This is a genomic window from Xanthobacter sp. NM-25 (assembly GCF_022138605.1).
Taxonomy (GTDB): Bacteria; Pseudomonadota; Alphaproteobacteria; order Rhizobiales; family Xanthobacteraceae; genus Xanthobacter.
In genome coordinates this window covers 16279-28994 of sequence record NZ_JACBFS010000006.1, presented here as the reverse complement: position 1 = coordinate 28994, position 12716 = coordinate 16279, and the positions used below count along the sequence as shown (strand labels likewise).

Here is a 12716-nt window from a genome sequence, read left to right as displayed (position 1 = left end):
GCCCCTGGTCGGCGCGGACGTGATGCCATCTTGTTCTCGCATCTTGTCTCGGCACGTTGTCTCGGCACGTTGTCTTGGCATCAGCTTTGCAGGCCTCTCATGGTGGCGACAAGGCTGCGGCGTTGTCGCGGATGGGCCGGCCCGATGTCGCATATGCTGCGACGAACGGCGGCTTCGCGCCGCGGCGCGGAGGGGTCCGGCGGAGGTGCCTGGTGGGGCGGAGCCGGCATTTCCGGAGCATGGAGAACGGGCCCGATCGCACCCTCGCCGAATGCGGGGGAGCGACCCATATCAGATCCGGGGGTGGGATTTTCAATCTGCCGCGCGTCGCCGAGGGCGGGCGCGGCACGGCCTTGGCCGAGGGGTACTGGCGCCTGCGTTGCCGCGCCCCGAAGGCGAGGCGGCTCGGCCCGGTGCCGATGGCCCGTGCCGGTGAGGTTGCTGGAGGCGACTGGCAGATGACGGAGAACATAGATTACGGCTTCGACGCCCCTTCGGCGCCCTCGCTCTATCGGGACGGGGCCGAGACCTCCTATGCCGAATTCGCGCCGCAGGATGCGGCGCTGCTCGAAGGGATCGTCGCGGCCTTGCGCACGGTGAACGATCCCGAAATCCCGGTGAACATCTATGACCTGGGGCTGGTCTATCGTATCGACCTGAAGCCGGACGGCGTGGTGGAGATCGACATGACGCTCACCGCGCCCGGCTGCCCCGTCGCCGGCACCATGATGGGCTGGGTGCAGCAGGCGGTCGACGTGGTGGCGGGGGTTAGCGAGGTGAAGATGAATCTCGTGTTCGATCCGCCATGGGACAAGTCCCGCATGTCGGAAGAAGTCCAGCTGGAGCTGGGCCTGCTGTGACCTGAGGGGCCGCCCCCGATCGGGGCTGGGTCCCGTGCCCCGGGCTCGGTGCTCCAGGTTTCGCGGGCGGGGGCCGTGCTCCGCGGATGGCCGACCGGGTGGGAGCGGCAGGAGCCGCCCGCAGCCCGTGCGCGGTTTCAGGCGCCGAAGTGTTGGGCGAAGGTCGCCCGCTTTTCGCAGGTGTCGAGGCCGGTGCCGAGGGGCCAGCTTTGCGCCGCGAAGAAATCCTTCACCGCGCGCGTGACTTCCTGGCCATGCAGATACCAGCGCTCGACCCCGTCAGGGGAGAGAAGGGCGGGGCCGTCGGCGCGGTGCACCTCGCCATTGTCGAGCCACAGGCGGGTCTGCGTGTAGAGGAACAGCCCGGCCTTGCGCGACAGGTCATCGCGATTGGCTTCGTCCACCAGCAGCATTTCAGGCATGGTTCAGCTTCCCGATTGCGGCCGCGTGACCCCGCGTGGGGTCGCGGGGCTCAGTTGAGGACACGCGCCGCGCCGCCCAGCAGTGCCACGTTGTAGCCTTCCTCCCGCAGCACCTGCTGCACCGTGTGGCGCTCCAGCATGCGCCGGTAATGGGCGGCGAGATTGGGGGGCAGGGGCACATGGGTCTTGTCGGCCCAGAACTCCACGTAGAACAGGATGGGGTCGGCCACGGAGAAGGTGTCGGCAATATAGGGGCGCCCCTCCAGCACCTTGTCGAGAATGCCGAAGCCCTGGGTGACGATGTCCCGGCCGAGGCTCTTTACCTTGTCCTGGTCGCTGGCAGTGCCGGCGAAGGAGGGGGTGGCGAAGATGCGGGCGAAGCCCTGGCCGTGCACGGTATTCACCACATAGGCCATGGTTTCCAGCGCGCGGGTCTCCGCCTCCAGCTCCGCCGGCCACAGCCCCGCGCGGGGGCGGCTGCGCGCCAGCCAGAAGGCGATGGCCAGCATGTCGGTGAGCACGCTGCCATCGGGCCGTACCAGGGCGGGAATGGTGGACTTGGGGTTGATGGCCACATAATCGGCCTTGAAATGATCGCCCGCCGGGAGGTTGACGATGTGCGCCTCGAACACCTCTTCAAGCTCTTCGAGCACGATATGGATCGCTGTCGAGCACGATCCGGGGGTCATGTAGAATTTCATGTTGGCCATGCTGCTGCCGCGGTCCTTGCCTGCTCGCGATCGATAAGGCCGAAGCCCGGCATGGTTCATGCAAATATCGGGTCAATTCTGTATTGGCGCCATCCGCCGGGAGTAAATCCGACAGGAATGTGCCAATCGCGACAGGTCTTGTGGCGCAAACGCCGGGGCGTCTCGGTGCCGCCGTTGCGCGTCCGCTTGGAAGGTGATGAGCCATGACGGCTGAAGGGACTGCGGCTGAAGGGACTGCGGCTGAGGGACCGGCGACTGAAGGAGCGGCCGGCGAAGAGATCGAGGTTTACGCCATCTGCGAGATCGACGACATCGATCCGGGTGAGGCGAAGGCCTTCAATCTTTCCCGGGTCGGTGCCGAAGGCGAGGCGCGGCCGTTCCGCATTGTCGTCATCCGCACAGGAGCGAAAGAGGCCGTGGGCTTCGTGAACGCCTGCCCCCACCAGGGCACCTGGCTGAACATCGGCGGCGGCGAGTTCTTCAACAAGGACGGCACGCAGCTGCGGTGTGGCCGGCACGGCGCCCTGTTCGACATCGAAAGCGGAGTGTGCACCGAGGGGCCGTGCAAGGACCAGCACCTTGAGCCCATCGCTTTGGCGGTGGTGGGCGGCGATGTCTGCCTGTGCGGCGTGGAGCTGGTGGAGGAGGAGGCACGCCCTTTCCCCTACGACGATCTCGACGACACCATGGAAATCATGATCTCCCCCGATTGAGGGGGAGGCGCCACGGGTGGTTTCCCGCCCCCGTCCGGCTGGGAGGCAGTGCAGCACACATGGATTCTCTGGAGACGGGCGCGCCGCAGCCGGCAGCCGAGCAGGCGGAGCGATGCGCCTATTATGTGACCTATACCGGCGTGAAGATGCCCTTCAAGCTGGTGGAACACATTCCCGAAGCGCAGCTGAATCATCGCAACACCTTCATCCGCGCCTATTTTGACGCGGCCGGCGGCCTCACGGGCTTCGACAAGATGGTGTATGGCGAGATCGAACTGGCCCACCGCTACAGCTACCACGACAATGGCCAGCTCCGCCGTGCGGAGGTGACCATGGTGGACGAGGATCCGGTGGTGCTGTGCTTCGATGCGCAGGGCGCGCCGGTGGCGCAGGCCTGACGGCGGAACGAGGAGGGGCGGATGACGGTTGCGCAGCTGCTGGACGCTCTGGGCAAGATGCCGCCCGAGGCCGTGGTGCTGATGGAGGCCGATGGCGGCCTGTCGCTGGTGAGCGGGCTGGAGTTCGTCGAGGAGCAGGGGGCCGGCGCCCCGGCGGAAGTGATCCTGCTGCCGAACATGGACGAATGAGCCGGCGCCCGCCGGTGGCGCGGCTGCCATGCGGGCGGGTGTGGACCGTGTGAAGTCGAGGGATGACATGTCCGACGTCGTTGAGACCCAGACCATGTACGCGCGCATGGGCGGTGACGTGGCCATCGACCGCCTGGTCGAAGCCTTCTACGCGCGCATGGACCGTCTGCCGGAGGCGCAGGACATCCGCGGCATGCATGCGCCGGATCTGGGCGAGACCAAGCGGGTGCTGAAGCGCTATCTCTCCGAATGGACCGGCGGGCCGAAGCTCTATTCGCCGGAGAAGGGCCATCCGCGCCTGCGCCAGCGCCACATGCGCATTCCCATCGGCGCCGCGGAGCGGGACGCCTGGCTCCTATGCATGCGCGGGGCCCTTGATGAGACCATCGCCGATGCCACCGCCCGCGACGAGCTGTTCGGCGCCATGGCGAAGCTCGCCGACTGGATGCGCAACACGGCCGACAATCCGCATGATACCCGGGGCCATCACGCCCATCCGTGACACCGGCGTTCGCCGGGGGCTGAGCCCGCCGGCGGGGCGCTAAAGCGGGACGCCGAAATAATCCTCGTCCTCTCCACCCCAGGCTTTGTGCAGGGCAAAGCCCGCCTGCCATCGCGCAGCCTCGTCCTCCAGCGCCCCCCGATGGGTGATCTTGCCATCGGGATTGTCCGCCAGGAGATAGGGTTTTGCGTTCTTGATAAAGCGGTTGAGCGCCTTCATGTCGTTCGGCCGCACCACGCAACGGGGCGCTTCGTCGATGAGAATGGTCGTCGGGAGCATCGATCACCTCTCAGCAGGGGTGGACGCGCGGCCGCTGTGAGGCCGGCGCATCCGCCATTGAGCATGCGCCGGCGGCAGGGGGAACGCCAGCGCAGCGGGGCCATCGGCAGCGCACGGGGCACCGCGCCTCAGAAGCCGTCTTCCTTGGTGCCCCAGGGATGGGAGCCCGGCACCAGGGACGCCTTGATGCCGGCTTTTTCCACGTCGCCCAAGCTCTTGTAGAAGGTGCCTTCGTGCACCAGCGTCCCGGTCTTGGTGGTCACCGCCACATAGCGGGCCACCCTGTCGGTTTCGCACAGGTAGCCGCCACCGGGGTCGTTGGTGCTGCGGATGTTGCCATCCCAATCGACGAAAAAGCCCTCAGTCATGGACATGCGTGATCTCCGAACATGCGCCCGGGGCGTGGTCCCGGGGTCTGGTTGTCCCAGCAAGGTTCTTGCCAAAAGGTTCTTGCCAAAACGCGCGCCCCCGGCCTCCGGCGCGGCGCGGCCGGTCGCCCCGCGGGTGCGGCGAGATCGTATTTTGCGAATATTTTCTTTATCTATTTTTGAGGGAGAGAAATTCAAGTATAATAGAACAATATTATAATCTATTGGAGATTCAGATGGCTGAATTGACACAGCGCATAGCCGGCATGGACGACGTGCAGGGCCTGTGGGGATTGTTGCGGCAAATCTCGGCGGATGTGCCTTTTGCCCTTGAGGATGAGCGTGCGCAGGAGAGCATGCTGTCGGAATTGATGGCCTGCTGCACCTCCGGGCTGACGCCAGTGGCGGTGGACGACGAGAAGGGCATCGTGGCGGCGCTGCTGGCCCGGCGCGATGATCTGGAGTGGGGCCTGCGCAACAATCCGGCGATCCATGTGTCCTATGTGGCGCTGGCCCCGGACGTGCGCGGCGGCGATCTGTTTGCCCAGCTCATGGCGGGGCTGCAGCAGCAGAAGGTGGCGGTTCTGGCCAGCGTCAAGGCTGGCGAACAGCAGGGCCTGGTGCACGCCCTGGGCAGCCTGGGCTTCACCCATGAGGTGCATGCGGCCAGCGGATGGGGCGATCTCTATCAATGGACGCCGCCGGCGGTGCAATAACGGCACGCCCATAAGGCCGCCCCTGAAGGGCCCGGGGCGACCCCGGGCCTGTCACTCGCCGTCGTCGTCGGGGTTTTCCAGCTCCGCATGGGCCGCCTCGAGCAGCGCCACGCAGGCGCGCAGCCTTTCATATTCCGCCGCATCAATGGTTACGAGCGCCGCATGGGGGTCCTGCGGCGGTGCGGGGACCGGTGGTCGCGCGGCGAGGAGCGCCTCGAAGATGGTGCGCTCCAGTTGAAAGATCCGCTCGCTGGCCCGTTCTAGATAGGGCAGGGGGTTGGCCTCGATATTGGCCTCATGCAGCGCGTCCAGCTTGAGCAGGGTGCGAAAGCGGCGGGTGGCGCGTCGCTTGTCGCCGCCGAAATCATGGGTGATCACACTCATGGCGGACCTCATTGCCGGGAGGGGCGCGACGCGGCCGGAGAAGATCTCCGCAGCCGCAGTTGTCCGGCAGTCATGCCGGCCTGTGCCCGCAGAAAATCGCCCAAAACCCGCGTTCGGTGTCGCGTGTACGACAGGATAGCAGGGCGACGTGCGCTTACAACCGCCGGCTGGGGCTGCGCCTGCGCCCCAGCCGGCCATGGCGCCTCAAGCGTCGGGTGGACCCATGACGCCTTGGGCGTCGGGTGGACCCATGTCGCCTCAGGCGTCGGGTGGACCCATGTCGCTGTCGGCCTGCTTGCGGCCCTTCTTGTCGGTCTTCGCCTGGGCATAGGCGCCGGCATTCTTCAGCAGAACGGGCCCTTGGCCGACCACGTACTGGGAGATCCAGAACAGCGTGCGCTCCTGCGCTGCCTGCGCCGCGCTGGCATCGTAAGTGGCGCCGGCCGCGCAGGAAAAGCCGTGACTCGCGCCAGGGTAAAGGAACGCCGAGACATCCGGCCGGGCGGCGCGAAACTGGACGATGTCCTCCTCGGGCAGATAGGCGTCATGCTCCGCGAAATGGAGCAGGGTGGGCACCCGCCGCTTTTCCCGCGCGCCGTCGAGAATGCCGCCCGCGTAATAGCCGATGGCGCAGGCCAGGCCGCGCACCCGGTTGGCGGCGTGATAGGCGAGGTAGCCGCCCCAGGAAAAGCCGACCACCGCCACCTTGCCCGCGTCCTGCACGGAATCCACCGTGGCCTGAATGGCGGAAAGCGGCCATTCCGTGCCCACTTCCGCCACCAGGCCACGACCGGCGCTCTCGCCATCGTCGGAACAATCGAGCTCCGTGCTCGCCTTCACCTTGTCGAACAGGGCCGGGGCGACCGCCACATAGCCGGCGGCGGCGAAGCCATCGGCCAGCTTGCGGATATCCGCGGTCACGCCGAAGACATCCTGGAGAACGACCACCGCGCCGCGCGGGGCGCCTTCGGGATCGGCCCGATAAGCGGAAAAGACCTGATTGTCGCCTGTGCTCAATTCGATCATGGCATCCTCACTTCTCGAGCGTCTTCTGAGAGGGGCAGGTTTGCTCGTTCCGCCACTCGACACTTGTGGGGATGCAGAAAAGGGGCCAATAATGATCGTATTCTATGATCGAAGATTTTATTATATTGATGCAATATCTTTCGCGGTGCTTTGAGGTCTGGCCTTGGGCCGTAATTACAGTCCGTCGCGTGCCGATGCCGAGAGCCGTGCCCGCACCAGTTCGGCGATCTCGTCGACGGGATCGTCGCGAAGCGCCGCCAGTTCGGACAGGGGCAGGCGTTCGGCGACGGCGTGGCGAACCCGCATGTCGCGGTCGTCGCGCAGCAGGTGCAGGTGGTTGGGGGCAAGACGCCGGGCCACCTCCAGCCGCACCAGCGCATCTTCGTCCCCGACGAAGCGCAGCAGCAGGTGGTCTGGCGCGTGGCGCGCCGCAATGCGCCGGACCTCGGCCTCGCGATCATGCACCAAAAGGACGAGCGCATCGGGCGTGACACGACGGGCAGCCACCATGCGCACCCCATAATCGGGATCCTGGAGCAGGGTGGTGAGCTCCGGGCCCTCCAACCGACGGGCCAACACGGCCCGGACCTGCGGATCGGGGTCGCGGCGCAGAGGCCGCGCCCGGCTGAGGGGGAGGCGTTCCGCCAGGACCGCGCGAACGTCGGGCTCGGGGTCGTTCAGCAACGCCGGCAGTGCGAACAGGCTGGCATGGCGCGCGGCGAGAACACGGACCTCGAAATAGGGATGCCGCAAGTAACGCTCGGCCAGAGCCTCGTTGCGGCGAAAGAAGTTCTCGATGCGCCGGCTGCGCCGATCGGCCACGCAGACCGCGCCCAGGTCACAACGGCCTTCCGCGTGAATGTCTTCATGGGGGCAGTCCTGGCAGCGCAGCGGCCGGCCTTGCCAATCCAGGGCTTCGTTTCGCGCTTCGCTCTGCTCCGCCATGTGCGTCCTCCGTGCCGAAAGGCTAGCGAGGATGTGGGGGCTTGAACAGGGGCGGCCCAGGGGCGCTTCGAGGTCGGCCGGGCGGCATCCGACGCAGAGCCGCGGTGGATGCTGGGGCCTCGCCCGATGCGGTGGCGGCCACGCACGGAGGGCCTACGTATTCCCCCCAATTGTCGCGACCGCCATCACGCCTTAGACAGAAACGGCGCGATCACGCGGCCTTCGAGTCGAAGGGGGCCTTGAAATCCGCGAGCTGCGCAGCCGCCAGGCGGTAGATGCCACGACCACCGGCGAGAGCCTGATAGGTGGTGCCGGCATGGTTGGCGAGGTAGTCGAACCATTCCTGAGCAGTCAGGCTGGTCGGGCGTTCACTGATCTCGACGACGGAGCCGTTCGGAGAGAAGCGGGCGTGGATGAGGATTTTCTGATCGTCCATCTGAAATCTCCTGGTGCGCGTGAGTTGCCTAATGTGTATCGCCGGCCAAATCTGGCGCGGCTCTTCCGGTGAGTGGTCCCGCGCGTGGTCGTGTGTCCGCTGCGCGTAAGTTCTCGTTAATCTGCGGAGCGATCTGCTGGTCGGCGCTGCCGCTGGATCAGCGCGCTAACAGCGCGCGCATGTTTCAATTTGGACAAGCCTGACGCTCGGATAGCGGTTGACGCTCTTTGTCCGTCCGTGGAGCGCGCGCCGCGCCTGCGTTGACTTCCCGATGACGATCCCTTCACAAGACATCTTCAATGCCTGCGCAAGACGTATCTGGCATCGCTGCCGCCTGCGCCACAACACAGCGCGCGGAGCGGCTTCAGCGTCGCGAGGTGGTGGCTGGATTGCGCACAGGGGAGCGTGCGCTTCATGCCATTCGCCCTTTGACTATCCGTAATTATCCGGATGTGAGGCGCGAAGATCAAGAATAAATTTTATGAAAATCAAGTTATATGTACTGATGAAAAATAAAAACACCCTACGCGCCGAAAAGTGCAGCGCGGTGTGTCCGGCTTGAAAAGAAGGCCGGCGCAGGCGAGCCGCGCCGGCCGGAAGAGACTCACAGGCCGGCGTAGTCGAACCCGAGCAGCTCCACCGTCACATTTTCGGTGCCGAGCACCGTGACCATGTCGGCCAGACGGGACTTGGAGCCGACACCGACGATGGCGTCGAGCTTTTCATTCTCCTCGCGGGAGGTCTTGGACAGGCCCTTGCGGCCTTCCTGAATGAAGACGTGGCCGAAGCTGCCGTCCTTGTCGCTCTTCTGCCGATCGGCGAGGCGGGGCTCGATGGCCGTGAGTACCTCGAACAAGTTCGAACCTTCGGTCGCCTCCACGGTCTTGCCGGCGGGGAGAATCTTAATCGTCACCGAGGACATCAAATGCTCCTGTCATTTCCAGATTTTTGCTTGGATGTTGAGGATGCCTAGTAGATGGCGGAGCCCGCCCCCACGTTGATGGAGGCATCCTTCATCGTTGCGACGATGAACTCGATTTCGTCTTCGGTGAGGTGGGTGTGGAACGGCAGGGCGATGGCCCGATCCGCGACCTTTTCCGTGACGAGATAATCGCCCCGGCGATAGCCGAGGTCGAAATAATGACGCTGAAGATGGAGCGGCGTGCTGTAGGCGGCGGATTCCACCTTTTCCACCTTGAGGTCGTCGACGATGGCGTCGCGGCTCGATTTGGAAAAGCGGGTGCCGAGGTGCACGGCGTACAAGAACCAGTTCACCTCGGTGACGTCGGGGCCGATGAACGGATCCTTGATGCCCTCGAAGGACTGGACGTATTTGTAATAGAGATGCTCCACATAGCGGCGCCGCTCCAGGATCTCCTCCAGCCGGTTGAGCTGGGCGAGGCCGAGGGCCGCGGTCACGTCGCTCATGGCCGCCTGGTAGGGTGCGGTCATGCTCACCACCACCGACGAGCGCTCGTCGAGCCGATGGCTGCGATAGCGCCGCAACGCCACCGCGATGTCGATGTCGTCGGTCACCACCATGCCGCCCTCGCCGCAGGTGAGGGGCGAAGGCTGGGAGAAGTCGAACACCGCGGTGTCGCCGAACGTGCCGACCAGCGCGTCCTTGTAGCGCGAGCCGATGGCCTCGGTGGAATCCTCGATGAGGTGCAGCCGGTGGCGGGTGGCCACCTCCTGGAGGCCGGTCCAGGCCGCCGGATGGCCGTTGGTGTTGCCGGCGACAATGGCACGGGTCTTCTCGGTAATCCGCGCCTCGGCCTTCTCTGGCACCAGCGTGCCCGCCCAATAGTCGATGTCGGCGAACACCGGCCGGGCTCCAGCAAGGCTGATCGCGTGCACCGTCTCGCGGAAGGAATAGGGGGATGCGATCACCTCGTCCCCGGGCCCGATGCCATACGCCTGCAGGGTCATGAGCAGACCCATGGTGCCGCTGGGAACGGCGATGGCATATTTGCGGCTGAGATAATCGGCGAACGCGGCCTCGAAGGTCTCGACCGTGGGGCCGCTGGACAGCCGGGGCGCCTGCAGCGCGGCCGCGACGGCCTCGAGCTCACCCACGGTGATGTCGGGGTCGGACAACGGAATCAGTGCCGCTTCCGCGGCGTCGTCCAGGTCGTCCGTCGGGTCTGCGACAAGGTCCGGCTCGATCATGACACTCAGCTCCGCTTGGCGAGAATGATGCCGGTGGCACGCGTCGGATCGGCGGTGATCTGCGCGCAGTGGTCAGCGGTGTCGAGCAGGTGCAGGTCGAACAGCGGGAAGGTCCGGAACGGCGTCTCGCCCACGTCGGAGGCATCGCACTGGGTCCACGACAGCTTGGGAAAGCGCTGGCGCAGCGCGCTGACCGCTGCGGGGGCAAGATCCGGCGCCGCGAGCACCTCCTCGATTTCCGACAGTTCGGTTTCGCTCACAGCCATGGCTTCAACTCCAGTGCACGCGGATCGCCGGGCCGCCGCGGGTGTCGGCCGCTGGTGGCCCGGTGTGGCAGCGCCGGCGGCTACTGCCAGAATTTGCGGTCCTGGTCCTCGTTGAGGAGATCCAGGAGGGGCGGGAGACGGGGATGGATGCTGTCCAGCTCCCACGTGTCCGCGCCGTGGTTCTTGCGAAAAAGATGCCAATTCCCACTGTCGGCATCGTGCAGAACCAGAGCGATGTCGACGACGCCGCCATCGGGATCCACGTTGCGCGAGCAGCACGCGCTCTCGATGCGGTATCCGTGGTCGGCGCCCACCACCTTCGGCTCCACATAGCGGTAGCGGCGGCGCTGGCGGATGGCCCGCTCGATTCGTTTGCGGTCGAATTCATTGGGGTGGGCCGGCGGCGCCATGGGGCTGTCTCTTCGTCTGTGACCGGTCGCCGTGCCGCACCGCTCAGGCCGGCTCGATCTCCTCTTCGAGGCAGCCGATCACCAGGCGTTCGTTGAACTCCACCAGGTAGATCGGCGTATTGCTCTCGGTATGGGTACCAACCTGGACGATCTCCCCCACTGCGCCGAGGCCCACCAGCAGCGCCTCGGCCGGCGCGTCGGGATAGGAGCCGTCGTTGTGGAGTTCGATGAGAGTCTTCACCTTCATGCCCCAGTCGTATTTGGGCATCCGTGGCTCGAACATCATGCGCTGGGCACTCCGGGCAGGGGGATGTCTTCTTCTTCCCGCGGCGAGGCGGGCTCGAGTTCCTTGCGCTTCATTCCGACGCGATTGCCGCTCTCGGTGAATTCGACGCCGTAGATATAGAATTGCTGCAGGAAGGTGCCGATGGAGACCACGTATCCGATCTCCCCCTTGCGGGCGAGGACCTCACCAATCTCCTTGCCGGCATATGTGCCGTCGTTGCGGATGACGCGCTTGGCCTTCACCTTCTCGCCAAAGGAGAAGTATGGCGGCTCGGAGATTTCCACCACATCGCTGTCGCGGACAATATTGCTCATCGCGGCATCTCCTTCAAAAGCTGCGGCCCACCCTCGTGGCGGGAACGCGCCATCTCTCGAACGAAATCGTCAGCATCTTCCAAGAGCGCGCCGAGCTGGTCGACGGCGATGCGCCCTGCCACCTCGTAGCGCACCCGCCAGTCGGGATCGCGGATCAGGCTGGAGAGCAGGTCGACGGGCAGCCGCTGCACCACCTCCAGCCGCACGGTGGCGACTGGGTCATTGATCATCGCCGGCAGCCATTCCGCCGGCAGGCGCTGGGCCACAACCTTGCGCACCTCCGCTTCCTCGTCGGTGACGAGGCGGGACAGCAGCGGCGGAGCCACCCGGCGGGCCACCACCAGACGCACGTAGTAATCGGCGTCGGCGAGCATGGGGATGAGGTCGGCATCCTCCAGCAGGGAGACGATGCGGATGCGCACCTCGCGGTGCGGATCCTGGCGCAGCCGCAGGATCAGGCGTTTCGGCAGCCGGCGGGCGGCGTTCCAGCGCACCGTCTCTTCCGGGTCGTCCAGTAGCGGCGGCAGCACGAACACATCCGCGTGCTTGGCGGCGATGGCGCGCACCTCGAAATGGGGATGCCGGACATAGCCGTTGGCCAGCGCCGGATTCCAGTTGAAGAAGCGGTCGATGCGCCGGGCGTAGCGGTCATGCACGCAGGCGTGCTTCAGGCGGCATCGGCCCTGCGCCAGCAGGTCGCCATGGGCGCAGTTCGCACAGTCGATGTCCTCGCCGCGCCAGTCCTTCGCCTCGTCGATGTCGTCAGTCATCGTCCTGCTCCGCTCGGGCGGCTTCCGCCCGGTCCAACACATCGATCAGCAATCGCGCCCCGATCTTGTCGCTGGGGTCGAGCTGCAGCAGCTTTTCCGCCGCCTGTCGTCCTTCCTCCAGTTCCCCCAGGCGCATGTTGAGATAGGCGTAGCCCTTGAGGGTGAACATGAAGAAGCGCGGCATCAGCCGGTCGAAGCGGTCGAACTCCGCATCGCCCGGCCGCACCTCCCGCCAGTCGGCGGGCAGGTTGGTCTCCCGCTGGGCCTTGGCGAGACACTGCCGGGCGATCTCCAGGCACTCCCGCAGCCGGCCCTTGTAGAAATAGAACCGGTAGAGGCCGATGAGCACCGCCGCGTGGCCGGGGGCGATGGCCTCCGCCGCCCGCAGATGGCGCTCCGCCACCTCGTCCTGCTGGTAGGCGAGGCCGGCCTCCCAGAGGTGATCCTGGGCGTCGGCCGGCAGGCCGCCGCCCATCACGGCGCTGGCCATCAGCGCCTCGGGGGTGAGCGTGTCGGAATCGTCGTCCAAATGGGCCGTCGTCATCCGCGCTCA

22 protein-coding genes are annotated in these 12716 nt (G+C 65.8%); 6 read left to right on the top strand and 16 right to left on the bottom strand.

Annotated elements, in window-relative coordinates:
* Window positions 1-458: 458 nt before the first annotated feature.
* Window positions 459-860: a DUF59 domain-containing protein gene (locus MEU52_RS16780; RefSeq protein WP_238123390.1), complete on the top strand. Its 402-nt coding sequence runs from the start codon at window positions 459-461 to the stop codon at window positions 858-860.
* 137 nt (window positions 861-997) lie between these two features.
* On the opposite strand, the gene MEU52_RS16775 is transcribed toward MEU52_RS16780, so the two are convergent.
* A complete protein-coding gene (locus MEU52_RS16775) occupies window positions 998-1282 on the bottom strand; it encodes an aldehyde dehydrogenase (RefSeq protein ID WP_238123391.1) in 285 nt (94 codons plus the stop codon).
* Between the two features lie 50 nt (window positions 1283-1332).
* On the bottom strand, window positions 1333-1983 hold the full coding sequence (locus MEU52_RS16770) for a glutathione S-transferase family protein (protein WP_238123454.1): 651 nt from the start codon (window positions 1981-1983) through the stop codon (window positions 1333-1335).
* A 212-nt stretch (window positions 1984-2195) separates the two neighbouring features.
* Here MEU52_RS16770 and MEU52_RS16765 point away from each other — a divergent pair, with 212 nt between their 5' ends.
* The 4 genes from MEU52_RS16765 (at window position 2196) to MEU52_RS16750 (ending at window position 3794) form a co-directional block, all read left to right on the top strand.
* On the top strand, window positions 2196-2705 hold the full coding sequence (locus tag MEU52_RS16765) for a Rieske (2Fe-2S) protein (protein WP_238123392.1): 510 nt from the start codon (window positions 2196-2198) through the stop codon (window positions 2703-2705).
* Window positions 2706-2764: 59 nt separating this feature from the next.
* Window positions 2765-3103: a DUF6156 family protein gene (locus tag MEU52_RS16760; RefSeq protein ID WP_238123393.1), complete on the top strand. Its 339-nt coding sequence runs from the start codon at window positions 2765-2767 to the stop codon at window positions 3101-3103.
* A gap of 21 nt (window positions 3104-3124) precedes the next feature.
* A complete protein-coding gene (locus MEU52_RS16755) occupies window positions 3125-3292 on the top strand; it encodes a hypothetical protein (RefSeq protein ID WP_238123394.1) in 168 nt (55 codons plus the stop codon).
* 67 nt (window positions 3293-3359) lie between these two features.
* On the top strand, window positions 3360-3794 hold the full coding sequence (locus tag MEU52_RS16750) for a group II truncated hemoglobin (protein WP_238123395.1): 435 nt from the start codon (window positions 3360-3362) through the stop codon (window positions 3792-3794).
* Window positions 3795-3833: 39 nt separating this feature from the next.
* Here the strand turns inward: MEU52_RS16750 and MEU52_RS16745 are convergent, their stop codons facing one another.
* Both MEU52_RS16745 and MEU52_RS16740 read right to left on the bottom strand, forming a co-directional pair.
* A complete protein-coding gene (locus tag MEU52_RS16745; RefSeq protein WP_238123397.1) occupies window positions 3834-4073 on the bottom strand; it encodes a hypothetical protein in 240 nt (79 codons plus the stop codon).
* Window positions 4074-4201: 128 nt separating this feature from the next.
* Window positions 4202-4441, bottom strand: a complete 240-nt coding sequence (locus tag MEU52_RS16740) for a hypothetical protein (protein ID WP_238123455.1) — start codon at window positions 4439-4441, stop codon at window positions 4202-4204.
* A 236-nt stretch (window positions 4442-4677) separates the two neighbouring features.
* Between MEU52_RS16740 and MEU52_RS16735 the strand changes: the two genes are divergently transcribed.
* A complete protein-coding gene (locus tag MEU52_RS16735) occupies window positions 4678-5157 on the top strand; it encodes a hypothetical protein (protein WP_238123398.1) in 480 nt (159 codons plus the stop codon).
* 51 nt (window positions 5158-5208) lie between these two features.
* Here the strand turns inward: MEU52_RS16735 and MEU52_RS16730 are convergent, their stop codons facing one another.
* The 12 genes from MEU52_RS16730 to MEU52_RS16675 all read right to left on the bottom strand — a co-directional run bounded on the left by MEU52_RS16730 (window position 5209) and on the right by MEU52_RS16675 (window position 12707).
* On the bottom strand, window positions 5209-5541 hold the full coding sequence (locus tag MEU52_RS16730; protein ID WP_238123400.1) for a hypothetical protein: 333 nt from the start codon (window positions 5539-5541) through the stop codon (window positions 5209-5211).
* Window positions 5542-5799: 258 nt separating this feature from the next.
* On the bottom strand, window positions 5800-6567 hold the full coding sequence (locus MEU52_RS16725) for a dienelactone hydrolase family protein (RefSeq protein ID WP_238123401.1): 768 nt from the start codon (window positions 6565-6567) through the stop codon (window positions 5800-5802).
* Between the two features lie 174 nt (window positions 6568-6741).
* Complete coding sequence (locus MEU52_RS16720) at window positions 6742-7512, bottom strand: 4Fe4S-binding leucine-rich repeat protein (protein WP_238123403.1); 771 nt, start codon at window positions 7510-7512, stop codon at window positions 6742-6744.
* A 211-nt stretch (window positions 7513-7723) separates the two neighbouring features.
* Entirely contained in the window at window positions 7724-7948 is a 225-nt protein-coding gene (locus tag MEU52_RS16715) for a hypothetical protein (RefSeq protein ID WP_238123404.1), read from the bottom strand.
* Window positions 7949-8552: 604 nt separating this feature from the next.
* Window positions 8553-8870, bottom strand: coding sequence for a ferredoxin (locus MEU52_RS16710; protein ID WP_238123405.1), 318 nt, complete (start codon window positions 8868-8870; stop codon window positions 8553-8555).
* 47 nt (window positions 8871-8917) lie between these two features.
* Window positions 8918-10117, bottom strand: a complete 1200-nt coding sequence (locus MEU52_RS16705; protein ID WP_238123407.1) for a DegT/DnrJ/EryC1/StrS family aminotransferase — start codon at window positions 10115-10117, stop codon at window positions 8918-8920.
* 5 nt (window positions 10118-10122) lie between these two features.
* Window positions 10123-10383, bottom strand: coding sequence for a DUF6129 family protein (locus tag MEU52_RS16700; RefSeq protein WP_238123408.1), 261 nt, complete (start codon window positions 10381-10383; stop codon window positions 10123-10125).
* Between the two features lie 80 nt (window positions 10384-10463).
* A complete protein-coding gene (locus MEU52_RS16695; protein WP_238123409.1) occupies window positions 10464-10793 on the bottom strand; it encodes a DUF3024 domain-containing protein in 330 nt (109 codons plus the stop codon).
* A 43-nt stretch (window positions 10794-10836) separates the two neighbouring features.
* Window positions 10837-11076, bottom strand: coding sequence for a nitrogen fixation protein NifZ (locus MEU52_RS16690; RefSeq protein ID WP_238123456.1), 240 nt, complete (start codon window positions 11074-11076; stop codon window positions 10837-10839).
* Complete coding sequence (locus MEU52_RS16685) at window positions 11076-11393, bottom strand: nitrogen fixation protein NifZ (protein ID WP_238123410.1); 318 nt, start codon at window positions 11391-11393, stop codon at window positions 11076-11078. The genes MEU52_RS16690 and MEU52_RS16685 overlap by 1 nt, the downstream gene beginning before the upstream one ends.
* Window positions 11390-12163, bottom strand: coding sequence for a 4Fe4S-binding leucine-rich repeat protein (locus MEU52_RS16680; RefSeq protein WP_238123411.1), 774 nt, complete (start codon window positions 12161-12163; stop codon window positions 11390-11392). Before MEU52_RS16680 ends, MEU52_RS16685 begins: the two co-directional genes overlap by 4 nt.
* Window positions 12156-12707, bottom strand: coding sequence for a hypothetical protein (locus tag MEU52_RS16675; protein ID WP_238123412.1), 552 nt, complete (start codon window positions 12705-12707; stop codon window positions 12156-12158). The genes MEU52_RS16680 and MEU52_RS16675 overlap by 8 nt, the downstream gene beginning before the upstream one ends.
* Window positions 12708-12716: the final 9 nt, after the last annotated feature.